20 protein-coding genes and 1 pseudogene are annotated in these 26,155 nt (G+C 70.9%); 8 read left to right on the plus strand and 13 right to left on the minus strand.

Annotated elements, in window-relative coordinates:
• Positions 1 to 139 precede the first annotated feature (139 nt).
• The 7 genes and pseudogenes from cobA to ACWA7K_RS07450 all read right to left on the minus strand — a co-directional run bounded on the left by cobA (position 140) and on the right by ACWA7K_RS07450 (position 9,258).
• Entirely contained in the window at positions 140 to 931 is a 792-nt protein-coding gene (gene cobA / locus ACWA7K_RS07420; RefSeq protein WP_456167146.1) for a uroporphyrinogen-III C-methyltransferase, read from the minus strand.
• Positions 928 to 3,744, minus strand: a complete 2,817-nt coding sequence (locus tag ACWA7K_RS07425; protein WP_456167148.1) for a nitrate reductase — start codon at positions 3,742 to 3,744, stop codon at positions 928 to 930. Before ACWA7K_RS07425 ends, cobA begins: the two co-directional genes overlap by 4 nt.
• Positions 3,745 to 3,765: 21 nt before the next feature.
• Positions 3,766 to 5,031 (minus strand): annotated as a pseudogene (locus tag ACWA7K_RS07430) (NAD(P)/FAD-dependent oxidoreductase); the annotation flags it as partial.
• Positions 5,028 to 5,807 (minus strand): ABC transporter ATP-binding protein, encoded by a 780-nt coding sequence (locus ACWA7K_RS07435; RefSeq protein ID WP_456168712.1) that lies wholly within the window; start codon positions 5,805 to 5,807, stop codon positions 5,028 to 5,030. The pseudogene ACWA7K_RS07430 and the gene ACWA7K_RS07435, both read right to left, overlap by 4 nt.
• A gap of 110 nt (positions 5,808 to 5,917) precedes the next feature.
• A complete protein-coding gene (ntrB, locus tag ACWA7K_RS07440) occupies positions 5,918 to 6,880 on the minus strand; it encodes a nitrate ABC transporter permease (RefSeq protein WP_456167151.1) in 963 nt (320 codons plus the stop codon).
• A gap of 27 nt (positions 6,881 to 6,907) precedes the next feature.
• Positions 6,908 to 8,164 (minus strand): CmpA/NrtA family ABC transporter substrate-binding protein, encoded by a 1,257-nt coding sequence (locus tag ACWA7K_RS07445; protein WP_456167153.1) that lies wholly within the window; start codon positions 8,162 to 8,164, stop codon positions 6,908 to 6,910.
• 305 nt (positions 8,165 to 8,469) lie between these two features.
• Complete coding sequence (locus ACWA7K_RS07450) at positions 8,470 to 9,258, minus strand: SDR family oxidoreductase (RefSeq protein ID WP_456167155.1); 789 nt, start codon at positions 9,256 to 9,258, stop codon at positions 8,470 to 8,472.
• 179 nt (positions 9,259 to 9,437) lie between these two features.
• Between ACWA7K_RS07450 and ACWA7K_RS07455 the strand changes: the two genes are divergently transcribed.
• Positions 9,438 to 9,842, plus strand: a complete 405-nt coding sequence (locus ACWA7K_RS07455) for a hypothetical protein (RefSeq protein ID WP_456167157.1) — start codon at positions 9,438 to 9,440, stop codon at positions 9,840 to 9,842.
• Between the two features lie 21 nt (positions 9,843 to 9,863).
• On the opposite strand, the gene ACWA7K_RS07460 is transcribed toward ACWA7K_RS07455, so the two are convergent.
• From ACWA7K_RS07460 to ACWA7K_RS07470, 3 genes are read right to left on the minus strand one after another with little or no spacing between them, the layout of a single operon-like run.
• Positions 9,864 to 10,625: an arginyltransferase gene (locus ACWA7K_RS07460; protein ID WP_456167159.1), complete on the minus strand. Its 762-nt coding sequence runs from the start codon at positions 10,623 to 10,625 to the stop codon at positions 9,864 to 9,866.
• Positions 10,622 to 11,431, minus strand: coding sequence for a leucyl/phenylalanyl-tRNA--protein transferase (gene aat, locus ACWA7K_RS07465; protein WP_456167161.1), 810 nt, complete (start codon positions 11,429 to 11,431; stop codon positions 10,622 to 10,624). The genes ACWA7K_RS07460 and aat overlap by 4 nt, the downstream gene beginning before the upstream one ends.
• A gap of 24 nt (positions 11,432 to 11,455) precedes the next feature.
• The gene (locus tag ACWA7K_RS07470; protein WP_456167163.1) at positions 11,456 to 12,574 is read right to left on the minus strand and encodes an AIR synthase-related protein; all 1,119 of its coding nucleotides are present in this window, start codon (positions 12,572 to 12,574) and stop codon (positions 11,456 to 11,458) included.
• 84 nt (positions 12,575 to 12,658) lie between these two features.
• Here ACWA7K_RS07470 and dnaX point away from each other — a divergent pair, with 84 nt between their 5' ends.
• The 3 genes from dnaX to recR all read left to right on the plus strand — a co-directional run bounded on the left by dnaX (position 12,659) and on the right by recR (position 15,599).
• Positions 12,659 to 14,542 (plus strand): DNA polymerase III subunit gamma/tau, encoded by a 1,884-nt coding sequence (gene dnaX / locus ACWA7K_RS07475; protein ID WP_456167165.1) that lies wholly within the window; start codon positions 12,659 to 12,661, stop codon positions 14,540 to 14,542.
• A 90-nt stretch (positions 14,543 to 14,632) separates the two neighbouring features.
• Positions 14,633 to 14,959 (plus strand): YbaB/EbfC family nucleoid-associated protein, encoded by a 327-nt coding sequence (locus tag ACWA7K_RS07480; RefSeq protein ID WP_456167167.1) that lies wholly within the window; start codon positions 14,633 to 14,635, stop codon positions 14,957 to 14,959.
• A gap of 16 nt (positions 14,960 to 14,975) precedes the next feature.
• On the plus strand, positions 14,976 to 15,599 hold the full coding sequence (gene recR / locus ACWA7K_RS07485) for a recombination mediator RecR (RefSeq protein WP_456167169.1): 624 nt from the start codon (positions 14,976 to 14,978) through the stop codon (positions 15,597 to 15,599).
• 33 nt (positions 15,600 to 15,632) lie between these two features.
• On the opposite strand, the gene ACWA7K_RS07490 is transcribed toward recR, so the two are convergent.
• Both ACWA7K_RS07490 and gloB read right to left on the minus strand, forming a co-directional pair.
• Positions 15,633 to 17,348 (minus strand): transglycosylase SLT domain-containing protein, encoded by a 1,716-nt coding sequence (locus ACWA7K_RS07490; protein ID WP_456167171.1) that lies wholly within the window; start codon positions 17,346 to 17,348, stop codon positions 15,633 to 15,635.
• On the minus strand, positions 17,345 to 18,127 hold the full coding sequence (gloB, locus tag ACWA7K_RS07495; protein ID WP_456167173.1) for a hydroxyacylglutathione hydrolase: 783 nt from the start codon (positions 18,125 to 18,127) through the stop codon (positions 17,345 to 17,347). The genes ACWA7K_RS07490 and gloB overlap by 4 nt, the downstream gene beginning before the upstream one ends.
• On the opposite strand from gloB, the gene ACWA7K_RS07500 reads away from it, so the two are divergent.
• The 4 genes from ACWA7K_RS07500 to ACWA7K_RS07515 all read left to right on the plus strand — a co-directional run bounded on the left by ACWA7K_RS07500 (position 18,126) and on the right by ACWA7K_RS07515 (position 24,081).
• On the plus strand, positions 18,126 to 18,941 hold the full coding sequence (locus ACWA7K_RS07500; RefSeq protein WP_456167175.1) for a class I SAM-dependent methyltransferase: 816 nt from the start codon (positions 18,126 to 18,128) through the stop codon (positions 18,939 to 18,941). The two genes, gloB and ACWA7K_RS07500, sit on opposite strands and share 2 nt — an antisense overlap.
• A 133-nt stretch (positions 18,942 to 19,074) precedes the next feature.
• On the plus strand, positions 19,075 to 19,515 hold the full coding sequence (gene rnhA, locus ACWA7K_RS07505) for a ribonuclease HI (RefSeq protein WP_456168714.1): 441 nt from the start codon (positions 19,075 to 19,077) through the stop codon (positions 19,513 to 19,515).
• Between the two features lie 165 nt (positions 19,516 to 19,680).
• Positions 19,681 to 20,973, plus strand: a complete 1,293-nt coding sequence (locus tag ACWA7K_RS07510) for an efflux RND transporter periplasmic adaptor subunit (RefSeq protein ID WP_456167177.1) — start codon at positions 19,681 to 19,683, stop codon at positions 20,971 to 20,973.
• Between the two features lie 30 nt (positions 20,974 to 21,003).
• Complete coding sequence (locus ACWA7K_RS07515; protein WP_456167179.1) at positions 21,004 to 24,081, plus strand: efflux RND transporter permease subunit; 3,078 nt, start codon at positions 21,004 to 21,006, stop codon at positions 24,079 to 24,081.
• Between the two features lie 47 nt (positions 24,082 to 24,128).
• On the opposite strand, the gene ACWA7K_RS07520 is transcribed toward ACWA7K_RS07515, so the two are convergent.
• Positions 24,129 to 26,150, minus strand: a complete 2,022-nt coding sequence (locus ACWA7K_RS07520; RefSeq protein WP_456167181.1) for a peptidase U32 family protein — start codon at positions 26,148 to 26,150, stop codon at positions 24,129 to 24,131.
• Positions 26,151 to 26,155 lie beyond the last annotated feature (5 nt).

Below are 26,155 nucleotides of genomic sequence, written 5' to 3' on the forward strand. Positions count from 1 at the left end.
GTACATGTACATCATAAGCCAGAGGAAACACCAGGGAAAGGCGGGAACGCGATGCGTTCCGGGTTTCGAGTCGGATCGGATGGTCCATGAGGCGCTCACGCGGAAGATGAAACCCCGCAAGTTGCCCGCGAACCCCGAGTCAGGCCATCGCCCGAAGGAGCGAGTCCCCCTTTTGGGGGGCGACGGCCGCAGCCGCCAGCGGATGGTCGGGCGCCAGCGCCGCGACGTCGCCGATGACGACGATGGCCGGGCTGGCGAGGCCGGCACGGGCGACGTCGGCGACCACCGCGTCGAGGCGGCTGTGCAGGTGGCGCTGCTGCGGCGTGTGGGCCGCGTGGATCAGCGAGACCGGGGTCGAGCCCGGCAGACCGCCTTCGCGCAGGCCGGTGACGATGTCGTCGAGCCGGGCCAGGCCCATGTAGACGACCAGCGTCAGGCCGGTGCGGGCCAGCGCGGACCAGTCGGGCGCGTGGCCGCCGTCCTGGGCGTGGCCGGTGACGAGCGCGACGCCGGGGGCGCAGCGGCGGTCGGTCACCGGGATGCCGATGGCGGCGGGCGCGGCGATGCCCGAGGTCAGGCCGCCGATCACCTCGACCGCCAGCCCGGCTGCGCGCAAGGCACTGCATTCCTCGCCGCCACGGCCGAACACGAACGGGTCGCCGCCCTTGAGCCGCACGACCCGCTCGCCGCGCTGCGCCTCGGCGATCAGGCGCTTGTGGATGAAGGCCTGCGACGTGCTGACCTGGCCGCCACGCTTGCCGACGCGGATGACGCGGGCGTCGCGGCGCAGGTAGCGCAGCACCTCGGGCTGCACCAGGTCGTCGACCAGCGCGACGGTGGCGCGGCGCAGTGCCCGCACCGCCTTGATCGTCAGCAGGTCCGCGTCGCCGGGGCCGGCGCCGATCAGCGTGACGGGGTGGATCGTGTTCATGTCGTCTCCAGGATGCGGACCTGCACCAGCGTGCGCAGCCGGGGCAGGCAGCTGCCGCATTGGGTGCCGCACTTCAGTTCGGACTGCAGCCGGCCGAGTCGCTCGGCGGGCTCATGGCATGAGCCAGGCAAACGGGCGAGTGCGTCGTGGATGCGCTGTTCGCTGACGTCGAGGCAGGCGCAGACCTGCGGGCTGCGGGCGGCCACCGCCGTCGGCGCGGCGGGCGTGGCGGCCAGCAGCGTGCGGCCCAGCGCGGCGGCGTCGCCGTCCTGTTGCAGCAGGTCGAGCATCCAGGTCGACGCGCGGGTGTCGCCGGCCAGCAGGAAGGCCGACAGGCGACCGGCCGCATCGCGCCGCACCGCGCGGGTCTGGCCGGCGTGGGCGTCGGCATAGCGCAGCACGTCGTCGCCATCGAGCCGCAGCAGGCCTTGCAGGCGCTGCAGCCAGGAGGCCGATGCCGGGCCGTGGGCGGCCACGCGCAGCAGCAGGCCGACACGGCCTTGCGGTTCGCGGCCGAAGGGGACGCAACTGGCGTAGGGCGCGTCCGGGGCGTCCGGCTGATCTGCCATCAGCGCCTGGATCCCTTCCCGCGCGACGACCCAGTCGGCCTCGGGCAACCACGCAGCGGCGACGACGCGCCAGGGCAGGTCGACCGCTTCGACGCGAACCGCGCTGTGTTTCAGCTCGGGCTGGCCGGAGCCCGGACAGCAGACCGGCTGCGTCAGCGCGTTGACGCCTTGGCTGTCGCGGCCCATCAGCACCTCGCTGCCCCAGTGCATCGCCAGATGCGCGGCGTCGGCGGCCAGTTCGTCGCTGGCCTGGACCGGCAACACCAGCGCACCGCGCCGCGACGCCACGCGCACGAGATCGCCGTCCGTCAGGCCTTGCCGCGCGAGTGCGACCGGATGCAGCTGCAGCGCCGGCTCGGGCGTGTGCGCCAGCAGGCGGCCGAGCGTGCCGGTGCGGCTCATGCCGTGCCACTGGTCGCGCAGCCGGCCGCTGGTCAAGGCAAGCGGGTAGTCGGCATCGACCGATTCGGCTGTCTCGCGCGGCACCGGTGCGCTGAAGCGGGCGCGGCCGTCGGGCGTCACGAAGCGGCCATCGGTGTAGAGCCGCGCCGTGCCGGTCGAGCGGCCTTCCGGGCAAGGCCATTGCACGGGGCCACGGTCCAGCCGGGCCCAGTCCAGCCCGCTGATGTCGAGGTCGCGGCCGCGTGTCATCTCGCGGTGTTCCAGCCAGACCGATTCGGGCGTCGGGAAGTCGAACATCGAGCGGCCGGCCGATGCGGGCACGCGGCGCGACGGCAGGCGTGTCTCCAGGCGCTGCGCCACGTCGCGGGCGATGGTCCAGTCGTGGCGGGCTTCGCCGGGCGCGGCGATGGCCGGGCGCACGCGGCTGATGCGGCGTTCGCTGTTGGTGACGCTGCCTTCCTTCTCGCCCCAGCTGCTGGCCGGCAGGACCAGGTCGGCGTAGGGCGTCGTCGCGGTGTGGCGATAGGCCTCCTGCAGCACGACGAACTCGCAGCGTTCGAGCGCGCGCCGCACCATCGCCTGATCGGGCAGCGACTGGGCCGGGTTGGTGCAGGCGATCCACAGCGCCTTGATCTGGCCGTCGGCCGCCGCCTCGAACATCTGCACGGCGGCCTTGCCGGGCGCGGCGGGCACGTCGGTGACGCCCCACAGCGCGGCCACCTCGGCGCGGTGGGCGGCGTTGCCCAGGTCGCGGTGACCGCCCAGCAGCGTGGCCATGCCGCCGACCTCGCGCCCGCCCATCGCGTTGGGCTGGCCGGTCAGCGACAGCGGTCCGGCGCCGGGCCGGCCGATCTGGCCGGTCGCCAGGTGCAGGTTGATCAGCGTGGTGTTCTTGTCGGTGCCGCTGCTGCTCTGGTTGAGGCCCTGGCAGTACAGGCTGAGCGTGGGCTGGCGCGGACCGCCGCCCGCGTCGACGCCGGCAAACCAGCGGGCCGCCTGCACGATGTCGGCGGCCGGCACGCCGCAGACCTGCGCGGCGCGTTCGGGCGTGAGGGTTGCGACCCGCTCGCGCAGCGCCTCGAAGCCGTTCGTGTGCGCGGCGATCCAGGCGGGGTCGTGCAGGCCCTCGGCCAGCATCACGTGCAGCAACGCGTGGTGCAGCGTCACGTCGGTGCCGGGGCGGATCGGCAGGTGCAGGTCGGCCACGGCAGCGGTCTCGGTGCGGCGCGGGTCGACCACCACCAGCTTCATCGCCGGCTGGGCGGCGCGGGCGTCCTCCAGCCGGCGGAACAGCACCGGATGGGCCCAGGCCATGTTGCTGCCGGTGATGAAGACGCAGCGCGCCAGCGCCAGGTCCTCGTAGCATGCCGGCGGCGCATCGGCACCCAGGCTGGCCTTGTAGCCGGCCACCGCGCTGCTCATGCACAGGCGCGAGTTGGTGTCGACGTTGTTGGTGCCGACGAGGCCCTTGGCCAGCTTGTTGAAGACGTGATAGTCCTCCGTCAGCAGCTGGCCCGACAGGTAGAAGCCCACCGCGTCCGGGCCGTGCGTGGTGATGGTGTCGGCCAGCCGGTCGGCGACCCGGTCGAGCGCCACGTCCCAGCCGATCGGCGCCAGTGGCGCACCCCGCGCAGCGCGGGCCATCGGCCGGTGCAGGCGGGCGGTCTGCAGCAGCACCGGCGTGGCCGTCAGGTGCAGCGTGCTGCCCTTGGTGCAGAGGCGGCCAAGATTGGCCGGATGGTCAGGATCACCGCGCACGCCGGTGATCGCGCCGGCCTCGTGTTCGATGATCACGCCGCAGCCGACGCCGCAGTAGGGGCAGGTGGAACGGGTCTCGGACATGGCGACGACTCAGGCCTCGGCGCCGAACATCAGCGCATGACGGATGCCGCGCACGTCGCGGCCCTCGCGGATCAGCTGCAGGTACCAGGCGCCATCGGCGGTGTCGCCATACAGGCAGGCGCCGACCAGCCGGTCGCCCTGCAGCACGAGCTTGCGGTAGACGCCAGCGGGCGGGTCGCTGAGGGTGATCTCCTCATGGCCGTCGCCGCCCATGAAGTTGCCGGCCGAATACAGCGCGATGCCGGTGACCTTCAGCTGCGTGCTGACCTGGCTGCCGACGTAGCGGCCCAGGCCGTTCTCGGCCAGGTGCGTGGCGCAGACGCGTGCCTGCTCGAACACCGGCGCGACCAGGCCATAGGCCACGCCCCGGTGCGCGGCGCATTCGCCGACCGCGTAGATGCGCGGATCGGTGACGCTCTGCAGCGTGTCGCTGACGACGATGCCGCGGTCGCAGCGCAGCCCGGCGGCCTCGGCCAGGGCGGTGTTCGGGCGAATGCCGGCGGCCATCACGACCAGGTCGGCGGGGATCTCGCGGCCGTCCTGGAAACGCACCGCGCGGACCCGGCCGGCGCCGGCATCGCCGTGGTCATCACCGTGGTCATCACCGTGGCCATCGGGGTTCCCGAGCAGCGCGGCGGTCTGCGCGCCCAGCTCGAAGCGCAGCCCGCGCGACTCCAGCTCGGCGCGCAGCAGCGCGCCGGCGGCGGCGTCGAGCTGGCGGTCCATCGGCCAGGCGGCCAGATGGACCACGGTGACGTCCATGCCACGTTGTCGCAGGCCGTTGGCGGCCTCCAGCCCGAGCACGCCGCCGCCGATGACGACGGCATGGCGGTGGGTGCGGGCCGCCTCGATCATGGCCTGCGTGTCGGCGATGTCGCGGTAGGCGATCACGCCGTCCAGGTCGCGGCCGGGGATCGGCGGCTTGAACGGCGTCGAGCCGGTCGCGATCAGCAGCCGGTCATACGGCGCCTCGGTGCCGTCGTCGGCCACCACCACGCGGCGGACACGGTCGATGCGGGTGACCTGACGGCCCAGGTGCAGCGTGATGCCGTGGCGCCGGTACCAGTCCAGCGGGTTCAGCACGATCTCGTCGACCGTCTGCTCGCCGGCCAGCACGGGGCTCAGCAGGATGCGGTTGTAGTTCGGGTGCGGCTCGGCGCCGAACACGGTGATGTCGTGCAGGCCGGGCGCGATCTTCAGCAGCTCCTCCAGCGTGCGGATCCCGGCCATGCCGTTGCCGACCAGGACGAGCCGCTGGCGGCGCTGCGGAAGGTCGTCGCGTGTCATGCGGCGTGTGCCTCGACATGCGCCTGCTTGGCGTAGAGGAACTCCAGCACCGCCTCGCGGGCCTGCAGATAACGCGGGTCGTGCGCCATCTCCAGGCGATTGCGGGCGGCCTCGCGCAGCGGCGGCAGCGGCACGTCCAGCACCTCGCCGATCGTGGCGGCCGGGCCGTTGGTCAGCATCACGATGCGGTCGGACAGCAGCACCGCCTCGTCGACGTCGTGCGTCACCATCATCACGGTCGAGCCGGTGGCCGCGACGATCTTCATCATCTCGTCCTGCAGCTTGGCGCGCGTCAGTGCATCGAGCGCGCCGAAGGGCTCGTCCATCAGCAGCATCTTGGGCTCCATCGCCAGCGCCCGGGCAATGCCCACGCGCTGCTTCATGCCGCCGGAGATCTCGCCCGGCCGCTTGTCGGCGGCATGGGTCAGGCCGACCAGCTCCAGCGCGGCGCGGGCACGCTCGCGCAGCTGGGCCTTCTTCTCATTGGCGCCGAACACGCGCTCGACCGCCAGCAGCACGTTGTCCAGGCAGGTCAGCCAGGGCAGCAGCGAGTGGTTCTGGAACACCACCGCGCGGTCCGGTCCGGGGCCGCGCAGCTCGCGGCCGTCGAGCAGCAGCACGCCCTGCGTCGGCGTGGTCAGGCCGGCGACGAGGTTCAGCAGCGTCGACTTGCCGCAGCCGGAATGGCCGATCAGCGCGATGCATTCGCCACGGGCGACGTCGAGGTCGATGTCGCGCAGCGCGACGAACGGGCCCTTGCGGGTCGGGAAGGTCATGCCGACCTGGCTGATGCTCAGGAAGCGGCTCTGGTCGCGCACCGGGGCGGTGGCGGCGGGCGTTGGGCTCGTGTTCATCGGGGTTCCTGGTCGTTTCCGGTTGGCGCGGTTCAGCGGTACTCGAAGCGGCGGGCGATGGCGACCAGCAGGCCTTCCAGCAGCAGGCCGACGCCACCGATCACGAAGATCGCGATCAGGATGTGGGCGACGTTGAGGTTGTTCCACTCGTCCCACAGCCAGAAGCCGATGCCCTGGCCGCCGGTCAGCATCTCGGCGGCGACGATCACCAGCCAGGCCGTGCCGACCGCCAGCCGCACGCCGGTCAGCATGTAGGGCAGCACGGCGGGGAAGAGGATCCGGCGCATGACGGTCCACTCGCTCAGGTCGAGCACGCGGGCGACGTTGAGGTAGTCCTGCGGCACCTGCCGCACCCCCACCGCGGTGTTGATCACCATGGGCCAGATCGAGCAGATGAAGATGGTCCAGATGGCGGCCGGGTTGGCGGCCTTGAAGACCATCAGGCCGATCGGCAGCCAGGCCAGCGGCGAGACCGGGCGCAGCAGGCTGATGATCGGGTCGAGCATCTGGTGCAGGAAGTTGAAGCGCCCGACCGCGAAGCCCAGCGGGATGCCGACCAGCGCGGCCAGGCCGAAGCCCAGGCCGACCCGCTTCAGCGAGGACAGCACGTTCCAGCCGATGCCCTGGTCGTTCGGGCTCTTGACGTAGAACGGGTCGGCAAACAGCTTCACGGCGGCATCCCAGGTGGTCAGCGGGCCGGGCAGCTGCTTGTCGCCGCTCTGCGCCACCAGCTGCCACACCAGCAGCATCAGCGCGAAGCCCAGCAGCGGCGCGACGACGCGCGTCAGCAGCACCCGGCGCTGGGCCCGCAGCAGCGCGGCGGTCTGCTCGCGGGCCACCGTGTCGCCGTGGGTCTGGGCCTGCGAATGCGCGACGGCCTCGGCCAGTTCCTCGGCCGCCGGGTGGGCCACGACGAGGGCCAGCGGGGCCGGGCTGGACGTGATCGGCTGGGCGGGGGTCGTGAGGCCCGACAGGGCCAGCGTGGTTGCGCTCATCGAGGTTGCTCCTGTGGGGGCCGGGGCTCACGCCGCCTTGATCTTGAAGGCGCCGGCGTACTTCACCGGGTCCTTGCCGTCCCAGGTCGTGCCGTCGATCAGCTTGCTGGTGCGGAGGTCGCTTTTTGGCAGATTGACCTTCACCTGCGCGGCCGCTTCCTTGTAGAGCGCCGTCTGGTTGATCGCCTTGGCGACACCCAGGTAGTCGACATCGGTCTTCAGCAGGCCCCAGCGGCGGTGCTGGGTCAGGAACCACATGCCGTCCGACAGGTAGGGGTAGTTGACCGCCCCATCGTTGAAGAACTTCATGTGGTTCGGGTCGTCCCAGGTCTTGCCCATGCCGTCCTGGTAACGGCCCAGGATGCGCTGGTTGATGACGTCGACGGTGGTGTTGACGTAGGACTTCTCGGCGATGGCCTCGGCCATCTTCATCTTGTTCTGAAGGCCGGCGTCGATCCAGCGGCCGGCTTCGAGCACGGCCATGATCAGCGCACGCGCGCTGTTCGGATTCTTCTGGACGAACTCGGCGGTGGTGCCGAGCACCTTCTCGGGGTGGTCACGCCAGATGTCCTGCGTGGTCGTCGCGGTGATGCCGATGCCATCGGCGATCGCGCGGTGGTTCCACGGTTCGCCGACGCAGTAGCCGTCCATGTTGCCCACGCGCATGTTGGCGACCATCTGCGGCGGCGGCACGGTGATGACCTTGGCGTCCTTCATCGGGTCGATGCCGTGCGCGGCCATCCAGTAGTACAGCCACATCGCGTGCGTGCCGGTCGGGAAGGTCTGCGCAAAGGTGTACTCGCGCGGGTCCGACTTCATCAGCTTGGCCAGGCCGGTGCCGTCGACCGCGCCCTTGTCGGCCAGCTTCTTCGACAGCGTGATCGCCTGGCCGTTGTGGTTGAGCGTCATCAGCACGGCCATGTCCTTTTTTGGCCCGCCGATGCCGAGGTGGACGCCGTAGATCAGGCCGTAGAGCGAATGCGCCGCATCCAGTTCGCCGTTGACGAGCTTGTCGCGCACGGCGGCCCAGGACGATTCCTTGCTCGCGATGATCTTGATGCCGTACTTCTCGTCGAACTTCAGCAGCGAGGCCATCACGACCGAAGCGCAGTCGGTCAGCGGGATGAAGCCGACGCGGATCTCCTTCTTCTCGGGGGCATCGGAACCGGCCGCCCAGGCGGTCGTCGACAGCGCCGAGCCGGCGACCACGGCGGTCGACACCGCGGCCGTCTCCTTGATGAACTGGCGACGGCCTGCGCTGAGGAGTCCTTCGGGCTTGAACATGGCTGATCTCCGGCTGATGGAAAAACGGGAAGCGAGAAACACGAGAGGAAAAAACGAAAGGCGTCTCGACCACGCGCCGACGACAGAGGTCGCGGGCGACGGGTCGGACGCCTTTGTCCGATGCCTGTTGCCGCCGGTACGCCATTGCACCGGGGCTTGCCGAAGTCATTGCAGGAGCCGTGCCAGCGGCCTGCGCCGGTCACTGCCGGCTTTTTGCACCAGCGCAGCGCGCGGGGCGCCTGCGCTTGGTGCATGGGGGAAACCCGAAGGTGGTTTCCGGGGCGCGCCGGGCGGGCGCGAGGCGGTCAGCCGCGGCCGACGAAGGGCATGCGCGTGGCCATGACGGTGGTGAACAGCACGTTGGCCGACAGCGGCAGGCGGGCCATCGCCATGAAGGTCCCGGTCACCGCCGACATGTCCATGCGGGCTTCGGGCCGGATGCTGCCGTCGGCCTGCAGGATGCCGGCGGCCATGCGCTCGGTCATCTCGCTGGCGACGTTGCCGATGTCGATCTGGCCGACCGCGATGTCGAAGGCCCGGCCGTCCAGCGCCGCCGCCTTGGTCAGGCCGGTGATGGCGTGCTTGGTGGTCGTGTAGGCGATCGAGTTCGGGCGCGGCGCATGGGCCGAGATCGAGCCGTTGTTGATGATCCGGCCGCCCTGCGGCGACTGCGCGCGCATCAGCGCGAAGGCGGCTGACAGGCAGTAGAAGGCGCCGTTGAGGTTGGTGTCGACCGAACGCCGCCAGGCCGTGCCGTCGAGCACGTCGGGCGTGCCGCCGGGCGGGAAGATGCCGGCGTTGTTGAACAGCAGGTCGAGCCGGCCGTGGCGGGCGCGGATGGCGTCGAACAGCGACCGCACCGAGGCCTCGTCGCCAACGTCCACCGCATGGCTCCAGCCCCTTGCGCCGCAGCCGGGCTGCGCTGCATCGGCTGCGGCAATGGCCGCGTCCAGCGTCGCCGCCGTGCGGCCGGCGTACACGACGGTCCAGCCCTCGTGCAGCAGGGCTTGCGCGCAGGCCTTGCCGATGCCGGAACCGGCGCCGGTGACGAGGGCGATGCGAGAGGTCGCGGAGGGGGCGGAAGTCGCGTTCATGGTCGTGTGTGCGTGTGGAGAGGCGTGTGGAGAGGCGTGTGGAGAGGCGTGTGGAGAGAGAGGCGGGCAGAGGTCCTGGAACGGCCCGGATTCTGGCGTCGGCCGGCCGTTACGTGCGTGTTATGGTCCGCGCCGTTTTTGACCGCGCCCGGTCGGCGCGGGCCGCCACAGGAGCATCCATGAGCCAGGATTTCGCCACCCTCCCGCACTTCACCCAGGTCCGCCTTGTCACCGGCGAGGACGGCTACGCGCGCTGGGAGGAAGCCGTCATCCCGCTCGACCAGGGCAAGCCGCAGGCGCGTCTGTCGGCACTCATGCCCAGCAGCGGCTTCCAGCTGCGCGAGAGCCCGGTCGGCTTCCGCAGCGACTTCCACTGCACCGGCGAGCCGCAGTGGCTGTTCGTGATCGGCGGGGCGATGGAGATCGGCCTGCAGGACGGCAGCAAGCGCGTCTTCAAGCCGGGCGACCACTTCTATTCGGCCGACGTGCTGCCAGCGGGCGCGACCTTCGATCCGAAGGTGCATGGCCACTGCAGCCGTCAGCTCGGCGACGAGCCGCTGCGCACGCTGTTCGTGCGGGCCTGAACGGCCTTCCGGGCTGGACGCTCAGGCCGCGCCGTCGTCCAGGCCGATGCGGCGCTGCCACTGCCCGTCGACCAGCCGTTCGTGCGGGTTGAACTGGGCCTTGTAGGCCATCTTGCGGCTGGCCTCGATCCAGTAGCCGAGGTAGAGGTAGGGCAGGCCCAGCTCGCGCGCCTGGGCGATCTGCCACATCACGTTGTAGGTGCCGTAGCTGGCCTTGTCCTCGGGCGCGTAGAAGGTGTAGACGGCCGACAGCCCGTCGTTGAGCACGTCCAGGATCGACACCATCTTCAGCTCGCCCGGGCGGCCGTCGGCATCACCCGGCAGGCGGAACTCGACGATGCGCGAGTTGACGCGGCTCTGCAGCAGGAACTGGGTGTACTGGTCGATCGAGTCCTGGTCCATGCCGCCGCCGGCGTGGCGCTCGTTCTGGTAGCGCAGGTAGAGCGCGTAGTGCTCGGGCACGAAGCCCAGCCGCAGCACCCGGGTGACCAGGTCACCGTGCTGCTTCCAGGCCCTCCGCTGGGCCCGGCGCGGCACGAAGTCGGCCACGGGGATGCGCAGCGGCACGCAGCGCTGGCAGCCGTCGCAATAGGGCCGGTAGGTGAACATGCCGCTGCGCCGGAAGCCGGCGGCCACCAGGCCCGAATAGGTGTCGGCGTTGATCAGGTGCGACGGCGTGGCGACCTGCGAGCGCGCCATGCGGTCGCTGAGGTAGCTGCAGGGGTAGGGCGCGGTTGCGTAGAACTGCAGCTGGGCGAGGGGCAGGTCGGTCGGGTGCGTCACGCGGCGTCGGGGTTGGGCGAGTCGGAACCGTCGGGATGGAGGCGCAGGCCGACCTGCGTCCAGCTCGCCGGATCATAGGACCAAGCCTGCGGCGGCGGCAGGTCGACCACCCCGGCCAGGTGTCGCTCGAACTGCGAACGCGACACCGGGCGCGCGCCCATCGAGGCCAGGTGCGCGGTCTCCTGCTGGCAGTCGATCCAGTCGATGCCGTGGGCGCGGCAGCAGGCCACCAGCGCGGCCAGCGCGAACTTCGAGGCGTCGGTGCGGCGCGCGAACATCGACTCGCCGTAGAACATCCGGCCGATGTTGACGCCGTAGAGGCCGCCGACCAGTTCGCCGTCGACCCAGGTCTCGAACGAATGCGCGTGGCCGGCGCGGTGCAGGCGCACGTAGGCGTCGATCACCTCGTCGACGATCCAGGTGCCCGACTGGCCGGCGCGAGGCGTGCCGCTGCAGTGGCGCATGACGGCCTCGAAGGCGCTGTCGACGCGGACTTCGCAGCCGGGGGTCGCCAGGAAGCGTTGCAACGCCTTGCGCAGCGAGCGGTGCAGCCGGAAATCGGCCACCTGCAGGACCATGCGCGGGTCGGTCGTCCACCAGAGCACCGGCTGGCCGTCGCTGTACCAGGGGAAGATGCCGTGGCGATAGGCCTGCAGCAACCGCGCGACGCTCAGGCGCCCGCCGGCGCAGAGCAGGCCGGGCGCGTCGCTGTCGGGGCCGAGCGCGCGGGCGGTCGGCGGGAAAGGCCAGATCAGCGCGCCTTCGGCGGCGTCCTCCGGCTCGTCATCGGGCAGCCAGGGGATCACGGCGCGCCGCTCCGGCCGTGGCGGTCAGCGCAGCTGCAGGTCTTCGCCGCCCCAGCGGATGCCCAGCGGCTCGATGTCGAGCTGCTTCGGGCCGGCCTCGACCGTGCCGGCGACCCAGGCCTCGATGCCCTGTGCACGCGAGATCTCGACGCAGCGCTGCGCGTCCTCGGCGGCCACGTAGAGCGCGAAGCCGGCGCCCATGTTGAGCGTGCTGTAGGCCTCGCGGTCGTCCTGGCGGGCCTGTTCCTGGATGAACTTCAGCACCGGCGGCACGCTCGGCAGGGTGTGGATGCGATAGCTCAGTTCGGCCGGATGGCGCAGCAGCTTGCGCCAGCCGTGACCCGTCACGTTGGCGCAGTAGTGCGGCGTGATGCCGGCCTTCCACAGCGCCTCGGTGACCGGCGAGTACAGCGTGGTCGGGGCCAGCAGCGCGTCACCGTAGGTCAGGCCGGGCGCGACCTCGGTCAGGTAGCCCTGCGGCAGGCGTTCAACCAGCTTGCGCGCCAGGCTCAGGCCGTTGGCGTGGATGCCGCTGGAGGCCAGCAGCACGATCGCGTCGCCGGCGCCGAGCCGGTCACCCAGCGACAGGCGCTGCTTCGGGTTGACGAGGCCGGTGCAGGACGCGGCCAGGTCGACCCGGCCGCTCTCGACGATGCCGGCCAGTGCGGGCGTCTCGCCACCGCCCCAGGCGACCTGGCAGGTCTCGCAGGCTTTCTTCCAGCCGGCCACCAGGGCCTGCGCGCGTTGCGCGTCGCCGAACCAGTCGGAGCCGCCAGCGGCCCAGTAGGCCTGCACCACCAGCGGCGTCGCGCCGACGGTGATCAGGTCGTTGATCGCCATCGCGATGGTGTCCTGCGCGATCGCGTCGTAGCGGCTGACGCCGGTCAGGCGGGCCATCTCGTCGGCCACCAGGGTCTTGGTGCCCAGGCATTCGACGATCGAGGCGAGGTAGAAGGGGCCGACGTCGACCACGTAGGCCGATTCGCCGCGCGAGGCCAGGATCTCGCTGAAGCCGTGGTGCGCGAGCTGGCTCGCGGTGGAGGCCGCAGCGCGTTGCGCGGCGATCTTCAGCGGGTCGATCAGGTCGTAGTTGACGCCGGCCTGGTCGTAGCTCAGCGTGGTCGTGTTCGGTGCGGAATTCATGGGGCGGGATTATCGGCCAGCCCGGCCCGGGCACCGGTCCGGGCGCTCCGGCAGGGCCGATCGGCGCCCCTAGAATCGCCGCCCATGTCCTACGTCGTCCTGGCCCGCAAGTACCGCCCGCGCACCTTCTCGGAGATGGTCGGCCAGGGCCACGTCGTCCAGGCGCTGACCAATGCGCTGACGCAGCAGCGGCTGCACCACGCCTACCTGTTCACCGGCACGCGCGGCGTGGGCAAGACGACCGTCTCGCGCATCCTCGCCAAGAGCCTGAACTGCACCGGCCCCGACGGCAACGGCGGCATCACCGCCACGCCCTGCGGCGTCTGCAGCGCCTGCCGCGACATCGATGCCGGCCGGCATGTCGACTACGTCGAGCTGGACGCGGCCTCCAACCGGGGTGTCGACGAGATCAGCCAGCTGCTCGACCAGGCCGTCTACAAGCCGGTGGTGGGCCGCTACAAGGTCTACATGATCGACGAGGTGCACATGCTCTCGACGACCGCCTTCAACGCGATGCTGAAGACGCTCGAGGAGCCGCCCGAGTACCTCAAGTTCGTGCTCGCGACGACCGACCCGCAGAAGGTGCCGGTCACCGTGCTGAGCCGCTGCCTGCAGTTCAACCTGCGGCCGATGGCCGGCGAGACCGTCGCCGAGCACCTCCATGCCGTGCTCGGCGCCGAGCAGGTGCCATTCGAGGAAACCGCGCTGCGCCTGATCGCACGCGCCGCCCACGGCTCGATGCGCGACGCGCTGTCGCTGACCGACCAGGCGATCGCCTATGCCGGCGGCCAGCTGGCCGAGACGGCGGTGCGGCAGATGCTCGGGGCCGTCGACCGCACCCACGCGGTCCGCATCGTCGAGGCGCTCGGCGCCAGCGACGGCGCCGGGCTGGTCGACGCGGTCGAACGCCTGCGCGGCCTGGGTCTGTCGGCGGCCGGCCTGCTGGAGGAACTGTCCGACCTGGCCCAGCGTCTGGCCGTGATCCAGGCCGTGCCGCAGGCGCTCGATCCGGCCGATCCGGAAGCCGCGACGCTGCAGGCGCTGCTGCCGCTGCTGTCGGCCGACGAACTGCAGCTGCTTTACAGCATCGCGTTGCACGGCCGTGCCGAACTGGGCCTGGCGCCCGACGAGTACAGCGGCTTGACGATGGTGCTGCTGCGCATGCTGGCGTTCCGGCCGGCGGGCAGCGGCACACGGGTGACGCCGCGTGCGGCCGTTGCCACGCCGCCGCCGTCGCCGCCTGCCAGGCCTGTGCCCGCCGCGTCGCGCGAGCTGCTCCGGCCGGCCGCCGAGTACCGCGCCGCGCCGGTCGCCCCGGCCACCCCGACCGTCACTGCGACCGTCACTGCGACCGTCACCCCGACCGCGATGCTGCCGGCCCGTGAACCTGCGCCGCCTTGGGTCGAGCCGGAACCGGTTGTCACGGCTTCGCCGGTCGCTGCCCCTGAACCGGCGCCGTGGACCGATGAACCGAATTGGGTTCGCGACGACGCCGAGAGCGACGAGCCGGCCCAGGCTCCGACCCAGACCCCGGCATCTGCCGTGGCCCAGATCACCTTCGACCGCACGCCGCAGCAGGACCGCTGGATGCAGACCCTCGACGCGCTGTTCGAGCGCGGCGCCGTCGCCGGGCTGGTGCGCGAGCTGGCCTGGCAGGCCCAGTGCATCGGCTGCGACGAGGTCGACGGCCAGACCGTCTGGCGCCTGAAGGTCGAACGCGAATCCTTGCGCCAGGCCAGCCACCGCGAGCGCCTGCAGACCGCGCTGACCGCCTTGCTGGACCGCCCGCAGCGGGTCGAGGTCGAGGCCGGCGTGGCGGTCGACAGCGCCGCCCGGCGCGACCTGGCCGCCAAGGCGCGCCGGCAGGCCGAGGCTGAAGACGTGATCCACGCCGACCCGGTGGTGCGCCAGCTGCTGGAGACCTTCCCGTCGGCGCGCATCGTGCCGGGCTCGATCCGGCCACGTTGACCGACCGGCGAGCCGACCGCCCGCAGCGATGCGGGCAGGGCGACATCACCCCACCCGATTCCTCAACCCACTTCCCGACAGGACAACACCATGCTCAAAGGACAACTCGCCGGCCTGATGAAACAGGCCCAGGCCATGCAGGACAACCTGAAGAAGGCCCAGGACGAACTGGCGCTGGTCGAGGTCGAGGGCCAGTCCGGCGCCGGCCTGGTCAAGGTCACGATGACCTGCAAGCACGACGTCAAGCGCGTCGTCATTGACCCCAGCCTGCTGGCCGACGACAAGGACATGCTGGAGGACCTGGTGGCCGCCGCCTTCAACGACGCGGTGCGCCGTGCCGAGTCGGTCAGCCAGGAAAAGATGGGCAAGCTGACCGCTGGCATGCCGCTGCCGCCGGGCATGAAGTTCCCGTTCTGAACCCGGCGCCCACGACGTGAGCCAGGGCCATCCGCCGGTCGATGCGCTGGGTGCGCTGGTCGAGGCGCTCAAGCGCCTGCCCGGCGTGGGCGCCAAGTCCGCCCAGCGCATGGCCTACCACCTGCTGCAGCACGACCGCCCGGCCGCGCAGCAGATCGCCCATGCGCTGCAGACGGCGGTCGACCAGGTGCGGCACTGCGCACGCTGCCACACCTTCACCGAACAGCCGGTCTGCGCGACCTGCCTGGATCCGACGCGCGATGCGCGCCAGCTGTGCGTGGTCGAGACCCCGGCCGACCAGGCGGCGCTGGAGCGCACCGGCAGCTACCGCGGCCTCTACTTCGTGCTGATGGGCCGCCTGAGCCCGCTGGACGGCATCGGCGCGCATGCCATCGGCCTGCCCGAGCTGATCGAGCGGGTCTGGGACGGCGAGGGCGCCGGCTCGGGCGTGGCGGTCGAGGAAGTGATCGTCGCGACCAACTTCAATGCCGAGGGCGAGGTCACGGCCCACGTGATCGCCGAGGCGCTCAAGCCGCGCGGCATCCGCGTGACCCGTCTGGCGCGCGGCGTGCCGGTCGGCAGCGAGCTCGAGTACGTCGATCTGGGCACCATCGCCCACGCGCTCAGCGAACGGCGCTGAAGCGGTCCGGCCAGCCCTGCGGCCAGCCGCCGATCAACGCGCGGCGTTGGCTACCCGCACCGAAGAGCCCGTGGCTGCGGCCTTCTTGCGGACCGGCGCTGGCGCCGCCTTGTTGCGGTTGGGCCGCGCCGACGTGTCGGCCTGCCAGATCACCAGTTGCTGACCGGCGCTCAGGCGCGTCTGCACGCTCAACTTGTTCCACTGCGCCAACTGCGCGGCGCTGACGCGGTATCGCTGCGCCAGCGTGGCGATCGTGTCGCCCTTGCGGGCCTGCACCTCGACCTTGCGCAGCGGCGGGCGGTCGGGCGCCAGCGCCATGTGGGCGTTGTCGGCGACATGTTCCGGCACATCGGTGGTGCGTTGGGCCAGGCGCGGCACCAGCAGCGTCGATCCGGCCTTGACCAGCATGCGCGGCGGGATCCGGTTGATCTCGCGCAGCGTGGCTTCGGTGACCCCGACGCGCCGCGCCGCATCGGCCGGCTTCATCGTCGCCGGGACGACCCAGGCGGTCCAGCTCGCGAGCGGGCCGACATGGGCATCGAGCCGGCGCTTGAAGTCGTCGGCGTTGTCGTAGGGCAGCAGGATCTGCGGCGTGCCGGCGGCCAGGATCACCGGCTTGTTCATCGACGGGTTCAGCGCCTTGAACTCGTCGACCGGCATGCCGGCGAGCCGCGCGGCCAGCGCCACGTCGATGTCGCGGCGGATCGGCACGCCCATGAAGTAGGGGTGGTTCTCCAGCACCGGCAGCGACAGGCCGTAGGCGCCGGGCTGCTGCACGATGTTGCGCACCGCCAGCAGCTTGGGCACGTAGTGGCGCGTCTCGTTGGGCATGCGCAGGCTGGCGTAGTCGGTCGGCAGACCGGCCTGGCGGTTGCGCGCGATGGCCCGGCGCACGTTGCCTTCGCCCCAGTTGTAGGCCGCCAGCGAGAGCTGCCAGTCGTTGAACTCGGCGTTGAGCCGGCCGAGGTAATCGAGCGCGGCGCGGGTCGAGGCCAGCACGTCGCGGCGGTCGTCGCGGAAGACGTTCTGGGTCAGGTCGAAGTCGCGCCCGGTCGACGGGATGAACTGCCACATGCCCGAGGCCTTGGCGGTCGACATGGCCTGGGGGTTGAAGGCGCTTTCGATGAAGGGCAGCAGCGCCAGTTCGGTCGGCATGCGGCGGCGCTGGACTTCCTGGACGATGTGGAACAGGTAGCGCCCGCCGCGGGTGGTCATGCGCTCGACGTAGTCGGGCCGGGACGCGTACCAGCGTTCGTGTTCGGCGACCAGTCCGGCCAACGAGCCGGGCAGGTCGGGGATGCCGTAACCGTCGCGCACGCGCTGCCACAGGTCCTGGCGCGCCTGCACCGGATCGATGATGTCGCCGTTGTCGACGTCGTCGATCGGCTGGCCGGCGGCATCGACACCGGTTTCGGGCTCGATCGGCAGGGCGATGGCCGGCCTGCCCGGTGTCGGCAGGGTGCCGACCTCGAAGCCCGGGCCGGTCTGGGCGGAGACGCTGCCGGCCTCGCCACGACCCGTAGACGATGCGGCCGGGCGCACCACCTCGGGGATGCCGGGGATCGGCGCGAGCGGGCCCTCGCGCGTCAGGGGGGTGCGGCTCGGCAGGGTCGTCAGCTGCGGCGGCGGGGGCGGCATGTCCTCGTCGTCGACCGGTGGCGCGCTGGCGCAGGCGGCCAGCAGCGCGGTCGCCAGCAGGCTCAGGGCGAGCCGGCCACGGACGGGCAGGCGGGGCAGGGAGGGGCTCATCGGAACTCGTTCTTCCAGGACCGGACGGTCGCGAGGACCGAGACCGGGTCGGCCGGGTTGGCGCCACGCAGGGCGGCGCTGGCCTTCACCTGCGGCTGATCGCAGCGCAGGTAGGGGTTGATCTGGCGCTCCAGCCCGATCCGGCTGGGCAGCGTGGGCTGCAGGTCGTCGCGCAGCGTCTCGCAAAGCGTCTGGTGGGCCAGCAGGGCCGGGTTGTCGGGCTCGACTGCGCGCGCGAAACGCAGGTTGGCCAGCGTGTATTCGTGGGCACAGCAGACCCGCGTCGCTGCGGGCAGCGCGGCCAGCCGCGACAGCGAGTCGTGCATCTGCGCCGGCGTGCCTTCGAACAGCCGGCCGCAGCCGGCCGAGAACAGCGTGTCGCCACAGAACAGGATCGGATCCTCGCCGTCCAGCGCCGGCACCACGTAGGCGACATGGCCGGCGGTGTGCCCGGGCACGTCGATGACGTCGATGGGAAAGCCGCCGAGCGCGTCGACGTGGAGGGTCTGTCCGCCTTGCACCCGGATCACCTCGACCGGCATCGATTCCCGTGCCGGACCCCACACCGTGCAGGGGTGGCTGGCGAGCAGGGCGGCAAGCCCTCCGACGTGATCGCCATGGTGGTGCGTCACTAGAATCGCGCCGAGTTCGAGCCCCTGGCGCTCGAGCGCGGCGCGCACCGGCCCGGCATCACCCGGGTCGACCACGAGGGCCTTGTGTCCGTCGTGGAGCATCCAGATGTAGTTGTCGTCGAAGGCGGGTAGCGCGACCAGATTCATGGCAAAAGAGTCCGCAATTATAGGGATCGACCACTGGCTCACGACCCCGCCGGGGCGCTACCTGGTGGCCTGGGAACAGGACCGGCTGGATGCTCTCGTGAGCAACCTGTTCGGCTATCACGCGGTCCAGCTGGGCTGGCCGGTGCTGCAGGGCTTGCGATGCAACCGCATGTCGCATCGCTGGCTGGTGACCGACGGCAGCGGCGACCCGGCGCTCGCCGATCTGGCACCTCCGCCGCAGGAGGACATGGCGGTCTTCCCGCCCAGCCCGCTGCCGCTGAGCGTGCTGGCGGAGTATGACGCCTTGCCCTTTCCGAGCAACAGCCTGGACCTGGTCGTGCTGCCGCACACGCTGGAACTGGCCGCCGACCCGCACGAGACGCTGCGCGAGGTCGAGCGCGTGCTGATGCCCGAAGGCCGCGTGATCATCATCGGCTTCAATCCGGCCAGCCTCTGGGGCGCCTACAAGGCCGGCACCGACATGGCCGCCCGTATGGGCTGGACCCAGCCCTCGGTGCCGGGCGGAACCGAGCTGATCGGCTGGCGCCGGCTGCGCGACTGGCTGCGGCTGCTGGGCTTCGAGCACGAGGGCGGCCAGTTCGGCTGCTGGCGTCCGCCGCTGGCCAGCGCGACCTGGCTGGAACGCACCGCCTGGCTCGACCGCGCAGGGCCGCGCTGGTGGCCGGTGCTGGGCTCGGCCTACGTGATGGTGGCGGTCAAGCGGGTGCGGGCGATGCGTCTCGTCGGCAAGGCCTGGAAACGCCGCCCGGCGACCCGCGCCGCAGCGGCTGCGGTCAGCTCGCGTCAGGCCTGAACGTCCCGCGCGGATCCGGCGACCGATACTCGCGGGCTTGCCTTCTCCGACCTGACGACAACCGATGAGCTCCACCTTGCCCTCCGCTGCGCCCGCCCCGTCGACACCGGCAGCGCCCGCCTCCGCGATCGCCCTGCCCGAGGTGGTCATCTACACCGACGGCGCCTGCAAGGGCAACCCAGGCCCCGGCGGCTGGGGTGCGTGGCTGGTCAGCGGCGGCCACGAGAAGGAACTGTGGGGCGGCGAGGCCGGCACGACCAACAACCGCATGGAGCTGACGGCGGTGATCGAGGCGCTGGCGAGCCTGAAGCGGACCTGCCGCATCACCGTCTACACCGACAGCGAGTACGTCAAGAACGGCATCACGACCTGGATCCACGGCTGGAAGTCGCGCGGCTGGCTCACCGCCGACCGCAAGCCGGTCAAGAACGCCGACCTGTGGAAGCGCCTGGAGGCGCTGGCCGCGCTGCACCGGGTCGACTGGCGCTGGGTGCGCGGCCACAACGGCGATCCGGGCAACGAGCGCGCCGATGCGCTCGCCAACCGCGGCGTCGACAGCGCACGACGCGGCTGATCCGGTTCTGCCATTTCCGGCCGTCGCACCGCTGCGACGCCCGGCGCCGTGTTGCAGATGTCGTGCAAGCCCCCGGATCGGAAGTCATCAGGCGCATTGACAATCCGCAATCGGTTTCCATCGGGCGTGTCCGTTCGCCCGCGATTTCCCTCAAGGTTCCCGCTCGTGAAGATCACGCAAAAAGCTCTCGCCATCGCCGGTCTGGTCGCCTTGCTTGGCGCCGCCTATTGGGTCCAGAACCGCGGCGGCGCGGACAAGTCCGGCGGGGGTGCCGACGCCGGCGCGTCTGCTGCGGCGTCGTCGGTGGCGGGGGCCGGGAGCGGGTCCGGCGGTGGTTCGGGCGGTGGTTCGGGTGGCGGCGGCCGTCGCGGTGACGGCGGCCCGGCACCGGTCGAGGTCGCCAAGGTCGAGCAGCGCCGGCTGGAGGACGAGGTCCGCGCGATCGGCTCGATGCGGTCGAACCAGAGCGTCACGCTGCGTCCGGAAGTCGCCGGCCGCATCGTCGCGCTGAACTTCCGTGACGGTCAGCGGGTCCGCCGTGGCGAACGGCTGGTGCAGCTCGACGACAGCCTGCAGCAGGCCCAGCTCGCCCAGGCCCAGGCCCAGGCCGGCATCGCCGCCACCAACTTGCAGCGCAGCCGGGATCTGGCCGCGCAGAACTTCCTGAGCCCGAGCGCGGTCGACCAGGCCGCCGCCAACCTCGCGGTGGCCGAGGCCCAGGTCAAGCTGGCCGAGGCCCAGGTCGCGCGCATGCGCATCCTCGCGCCGTTCGACGCCGTCACCGGCATCCGGCTGGTCAACGTCGGCGACTACCTGAAGGACGGCGCCGACATCGTCGGCCTGGAGGACACCAGCCGGATGCTGCTGGACTTCCGCCTGCCCGAGCGCGTGCTGGGTCGCCTCAAGCCCGGCGCCTCGATCGAGGCCGAGTTCGACGCGCTGCCCGGCCAGGCCTTCAAGGGCCAGGTCGAGGCGGTCGATGCCCAGGTCGACGCCAACGGCCGTTCGCTGCTGGTGCGCGCCCGGCTGGCCAATCCGGGCCAGATCCTGAAGGCTGGCATGTTCGCCCGCGTCCGGACCGTGATGGACGTGCGCGAGAAGGCGCTCGTGGTGCCCGAGGAAGCGCTGGTGCCGCAGGGCAACAAGCAGTTCGTCTTCAAGGTCGAACCGGGCGAGAAGGGCCCGCAGGCCCGTCGTGTCGAGATCCAGGTCGGCATGCGCCTGCCCGGCATCGTCGAGATCAAGGGCGACGTGAAGCCTGGTGACTCGGTCGTCAGCGCCGGGCAGTCGCGGCTGGGTCGTGGCGACACGCCCGCGCCGGTGCGGCTGGTCGACCTGAACAAGCCGGGCGGCCCGAAGGGTGCTGCGTCCGGCGCGGCCGGTGCGGCCAGCGCCGCCTCCGGTGCCGGCAAGTCCGCCAGCGGCAACGTTGGCGCAGACGTCGCCAAGGCGCCCTGAGCACCCCGCAGCATCCCGCAGGAGCGCAGCATGCGTCTGTCCGAAATCTCGATCCGCCGCCCCGTCTTCGCGACCGTGATGTCGCTGATGCTGATCCTCGTCGGCGTGGTCTCCTACAGCCGCCTGCAGGTGCGCGAATACCCGCGCATCGACGAGCCGGTCGTGACGGTGCGCACCAAGCTGATCGGTGCCTCGGCCGAGGTCATCGAGTCGCAGGTCAGCAAGCCACTGGAGGACTCGATCTCCGGCATCGACGGCGTCGACATCGTCACGTCCATCTCGCGCGCCGAGCAGAGCCAGATCACGGTGCGCTTCAAGCTCGAGAAGAACCCCGACGACGCCGCCGCCGACGTGCGTGACCGGGTCTCGCGGGTGCGCGGCCGCCTGCCCGACGCGATCGACGAACCCGTCATCGCCAAGGTCGAGGCCGACGCGACGCCGACCATCTTCCTGGCCTTCAGCAGCGACCGCCTCAGCGCGCTGCAGATGACCGACGTGATCAACCGCATCGTCAAGCCGCGCCTGCAGACGGTGCCGGGCGTGGCCGACGTGCAGATCAACGGTGACCGCACCTACGCGATGCGCATCTGGCTGGACCCGGACCGGCTGGCCGCCTACCGCCTGACCACGCAGGACGTCGAGGACGCGCTGCGGCGCCAGAACCTGGAAGTGCCGGCCGGCCGCATCGAGAGCCGCCAGCGCGAGTTCAACGTCACCTCGCGCACCGACCTGAACACCGAGGCGCAGTTCGGCGAGGTGGCGCTCAAGCTGGTCAACGGCTACACGGTGCGGCTGCGCGATGTCGCCCGCATCGAGCAGGCGCCGGCCAGCGAGCGTTCGATCGTGCGGCTCAACGGCCAGCTGGCGATCTCGACCGGCGTGGTCCGCCAGGCGACGGCCAACCCGCTGGAAGTCTCGGCCGCCGTGCGGGCCATGCTGCCGCGTCTGCAGCAGGACCTGCCGGCCGACCTCAAGGTGCTGGTGGCCAACGACAACGCCGTGTTCATCGACCGTTCCGTCGATTCGGTCTATCACACGATTGCCGAGGCGGTGGTGCTGGTCGCGCTGGTGGTGTTCGTGTTCCTGCGCCACCTGCGCGCCGCGATCATCCCGCTGGTGACCATCCCCGTCAGCCTGATCGGCGCCTTCGCGCTGATGGCCGCCGCCGGCTTCACGGTCAACACGCTGACGCTGCTGTCGCTGGTGCTGGCCATCGGCCTGGTGGTCGATGACGCGATCGTCGTGCTGGAGAACATCTTCCGCCACGTCGAGGAAGGGCTCGCGCCGTTCCAGGCGGCGCTGAAGGGTGCCAAGGAGATCGGCTTCGCGGTCGTGGCGATGACGATGACGCTGGCGGCCGTCTACGCGCCGCTGGCCTTCACGCCGGGCCGCACCGGTCGGCTGTTCGTCGAGTTCGCGCTGACGCTGGCCGGCGCGGTGATCGTCTCGGGCTTCGTCGCGCTGACGCTGACGCCGATGATGTGCAGCGTGCTGCTGCGCCACGAGCCCAAGCCCAACGTGTTCGACCGCGTCATCGAGGCCGGCCTGGACCGCCTGACGCGCGGCTACACGGCGGCGCTGTCCTTCGTGCTGCACCAGCGCTGGATCGTGCTGATCGTGATGGCCGCCTCGGCCGGCGGCAGCTGGTGGCTCTACAAGGGTGCCAAGAGCGAGCTGGCGCCGATTGAGGACCGCGGCGTCATCATCACCAACGTCACGGCGCCGGACGGCTCGACGCTGGCCTACACCGGCCGCTACGCGCGCGCCATCGAGCGCATCGCCGAGCAGTACCCGGAGCTGGACCGCAACTTCGTCATCACCGGCAACCCGACGGTGGCGCAGGCCACCGCGATCCTGCGCACGGTCGACTGGGCCGAACGCAGCCGCAGCACCCAGGAGATCGCCCGCGCCCTGCAGCCGCAGTTCGCCAGCCTGCCGGGCGTGACGGCCTTCCCGATCACGCCGCCGAGCCTCGGCCAGGGCTTCCGCGAGCGGCCGGTCAACTTCGTCGTCGTCACCAACGACAGCTACGCCAACCTGTCGAAGGTCACGCAGCAGATCCTGTCCGAGATGGGCAAGAACCCCGGCATCGTGCAGGCCGACAGCGACCTGCGGCTGAACAAGCCGGAGATCCTGATGGAGGTCAACCGCGAACGCGCGGCCGATGCCGGCGTGTCGGTCGACCAGGTCGCGCGCACCGTCGAGACCATGCTCGGCGGTCGGGCCGTGACCCGCTACAAACGCGATGCCGACCAGTTCGACGTGCTGGTGCAGACGGGGGCCACCGGCCGCACGACGCCCGAGGACATCGACCGCCTGTTCGTGCGCGGCCGCAACGACACGATGGTGCCGCTGTCCTCGCTGGTGACCGTGCGCGAGTCGGTCAGCCCGCGTGAGCTGAACCACTTCAACCAGCGCCGTTCGGTGTCGATCACGGCCAACCTCGCGCCGGGCTATTCGCTCGGCGAGGCGCTGGGCTTCATGGACGAGACCGCGCGCAAGGTCCTGCCTCCCGGCTACACGACCGAGCTGAACGGCGTGAGCCGCGAGTTCCGCGCCTCCAGCGGTGCGCTGGGGCTGGTGTTCGTGCTGGCGCTGCTGTTCATCTTCCTGGTGCTGTCGGCCCAGTTCGAGAGCTTCGTCGACCCGTTCATCATCCTGCTGGCGGTGCCGCTGTCGATGGTCGGCGCACTCGCCGCGCTGCAGTGGAGCGGCGGCACGCTCAACGTCTATTCGCAGATCGGCCTGATCACGCTGGTCGGCCTGATCACCAAGCACGGCATCCTCATCGTCGAGTTCAGCAACCAGCTGCGCCAGCAGGGCCGGGCGGTGGTCGAGGCCACGCTGGAGGCCGCCTCGCTGCGCCTGCGTCCGATCCTGATGACGACCGGCGCGATGGTGCTGGGCGCCTTGCCGCTGGCCCTGGCCAAGGGCGCCGGTGCCGAGAGCCGCCAGCAGATCGGCTGGGTCATCGTCGGCGGCATGACGGTGGGCACGCTGCTGACGCTGTTCGTCGTGCCGACCGTCTACACGCTGCTGGCCCGCAAGGCGGTGCCCGGCGAGAAGACGACGCCGGAATCCGACGACGTGCCCGCCGCAGCACATTGAGCTCGGCGCACTGAGCTCGGCGCACCGAGCGCCGCCGGTCGTCCGCCTCAGGCGGTCGGCCGGGCCTTGTAGAAGGTCATCGGCACGCCCTCGGCCGCGCGCAGGCGTTCCTCGCGGCGGGCCTGGGTCAGCACGTTGGGCTTCATCTTGCCGACCACGTGCATCTCGCAGGGCTTGCAGTCGAAGCGCAGCGTCAGCACCTCGTCGCCGTGACGGATCGTCATCGGCTCGGCCCGCACGGTGCCTTGCACGCCCTGGACGCCCTTGGCCTGCTTCGGACACAGGCTGAGCGACCAGCGCACGCAATGCTTGGTGATCATCAGGCTGGCCTCGCCGAGCGCCTCGTGGCTCTCGTAGGCCGCCTCGATCACCTGGACGCCGTGACGCGCATAGAAGTCATGCGCCTTCTGGTTGTAGACGTTGGCCAGGTAGCTCAATGTGTCGTCGGGATAAGGGACCGGCGGCTCGACCGCGGCGTCGCGCGGCAGCGGCTGCAGGGCCGCCAGACGCGCGGCATCCAGTGCCTCGACCGCCGCGCGCCGCAGCGCGTTCAGCGCGCTGGCCGGCACGAACCACGGCTGTTCGCAGGCGATGCGGATCTCGTGCGGCGCATAGATCGTCGTGCCGAGCTTGCCGAGCTGCTCGCGCAACGTCGACTCGGCGCGTGCCAGGTCGCGTGGTGGCTGGCGTTCGACGGCCAGCGTGGCGACGGCTTCGGTGCCGGCCTCGTCAACCAGCGTGAGGGCCAGGCCGTCGGGGCGGTCCGACAAGGTCATCCAGACGCCGATGCGCCGTTCCGATGACGGCTTGTCCAGCAGCCGGTCCCAGGCCATGTCGCGGTTGCGGCGCAGCGCCAGGTCGCGTCGCAGGTCCTTGTAGGACGGCAGCGGATCCTTGGGCACGATGCGCCAGAGCCGGCGTGCCGCATCGACCGCGACCGCCGTGTTGATCGGCATCCCGACCAGTTCGCCCTGCAGGTCCTGGTAGGTCAGCGCGTCGTTGTTGTTGAGCGGGCTGACGTCCTCGTCGAGCTGGACCTCCAGGTGATCCTTGCCGACCTTCGTGACCCAGCCCAGCGGAAGGCCGGCGTGTTTGGGCGTGTCGAAGGCGCCGATGTCCTGTTTCCGGCCGTTGACGAAGTAGTCGGTCGAGCCGCGGTTGAAGTTGCGGTCCGGATCGGGCGTGAAGGTGTAGCGGCAATGGCCGTGCGAGGTCCGCGCCAGTTCGGGCCGCTGTTCCAGCAGCGCGTCGAGAAGCTGGCGGTAGTGCGCGGTGATGTTCTTGACGTAGCCGAGGTCCTTGTAGCGGCCCTCGATCTTGAAGCTGCGGATGCCGGCATCGACCAGCGCGGCCAGGTTGGCGCTCTGGTTGTTGTCCTTCAGCGAGAGCACGTGCTGCTCGTGGGCGACGATGCGGCCCTGCGTGTCGGTGACGGTGTAGGGCAGGCGGCAGGCCTGCGAGCAGTCGCCCCGGTTGGCGCTGCGGCCGGTGTGCGCATGGCTGACGTAACACTGGCCGCTGTAGGCCACGCACAGGGCGCCGTGCACGAAGAACTCGAGCGTCGCGCGTGGCACCTGATCGGCGATGGCGCGGATCTGGCCCAGGTCCAGCTCGCGCGCCAGCACCATCTGCGAGAAGCCGACGTCCTGCAGGAAACGCGCCTTCTCGACCGTGCGGATGTCGGTCTGCGTGCTCGCGTGCAGCTGGATCGGCGGCAGGTCGAGTTCGAGCAGACCCATGTCCTGCACGATCAGCGCGTCCACGCCGGCATCGTGCAGCTGGTGGATCAGCCGGCGCGCCGGTTCCAGCTCGTCGTCGCGCAGGATGGTGTTGAGCGTGACGAAGATGCGCGCGTGGTAGCGGTGCGCATGGGCCACCAGCCGGGCGATGTCGGCCACGCCGTTGCCGGCGTTGTGGCGCGCGCCGAACTCGGGTCCGCCGATGTAGACCGCGTCCGCGCCGTGGTTGACGGCCTCGATGCCGATGTCGGCATCGCGCGCCGGGGCCAGCAGCTCCAGTTCGTGGGTGCGGGTGCGGACCAGGCCGCCGCGCGGCGCGGACGTCGTCATGTGAG

This window comes from Leptothrix mechoopdaensis (SeqCode) (assembly GCF_053893855.1).

Bases quoted from the DNA above. Each gene is read 5' to 3' on its own strand.
- ACWA7K_RS07500 (WP_456167175.1), top strand. From the start codon at position 18,126: ATGGCAAAAGAGTCCGCAATTATAGGGATCGACCACTGGCTCACGACC.
- dnaX (WP_456167165.1), top strand. From the start codon at position 12,659: ATGTCCTACGTCGTCCTGGCCCGCAAGTACCGCCCGCGCACCTTCTCG.
- ACWA7K_RS07490 (WP_456167171.1), bottom strand. From the start codon at position 17,348: ATGAGCCCCTCCCTGCCCCGCCTGCCCGTCCGTGGCCGGCTCGCCCTG.
- ACWA7K_RS07450 (WP_456167155.1), bottom strand. From the start codon at position 9,258: ATGAACGCGACTTCCGCCCCCTCCGCGACCTCTCGCATCGCCCTCGTC.
- ACWA7K_RS07425 (WP_456167148.1), bottom strand. From the start codon at position 3,744: ATGTCCGAGACCCGTTCCACCTGCCCCTACTGCGGCGTCGGCTGCGGC.
- ACWA7K_RS07520 (WP_456167181.1), bottom strand. From the start codon at position 26,150: ATGACGACGTCCGCGCCGCGCGGCGGCCTGGTCCGCACCCGCACCCAC.
- gloB (WP_456167173.1), bottom strand. From the start codon at position 18,127: ATGAATCTGGTCGCGCTACCCGCCTTCGACGACAACTACATCTGGATG.
- ACWA7K_RS07445 (WP_456167153.1), bottom strand. From the start codon at position 8,164: ATGTTCAAGCCCGAAGGACTCCTCAGCGCAGGCCGTCGCCAGTTCATC.
- ACWA7K_RS07480 (WP_456167167.1), top strand. From the start codon at position 14,633: ATGCTCAAAGGACAACTCGCCGGCCTGATGAAACAGGCCCAGGCCATG.
- ACWA7K_RS07455 (WP_456167157.1), top strand. From the start codon at position 9,438: ATGAGCCAGGATTTCGCCACCCTCCCGCACTTCACCCAGGTCCGCCTT.
- ACWA7K_RS07470 (WP_456167163.1), bottom strand. From the start codon at position 12,574: ATGAATTCCGCACCGAACACGACCACGCTGAGCTACGACCAGGCCGGC.
- ACWA7K_RS07515 (WP_456167179.1), top strand. From the start codon at position 21,004: ATGCGTCTGTCCGAAATCTCGATCCGCCGCCCCGTCTTCGCGACCGTG.
- ntrB (WP_456167151.1), bottom strand. From the start codon at position 6,880: ATGAGCGCAACCACGCTGGCCCTGTCGGGCCTCACGACCCCCGCCCAG.
- cobA (WP_456167146.1), bottom strand. From the start codon at position 931: ATGAACACGATCCACCCCGTCACGCTGATCGGCGCCGGCCCCGGCGAC.
- ACWA7K_RS07435 (WP_456168712.1), bottom strand. From the start codon at position 5,807: ATGACCTTCCCGACCCGCAAGGGCCCGTTCGTCGCGCTGCGCGACATC.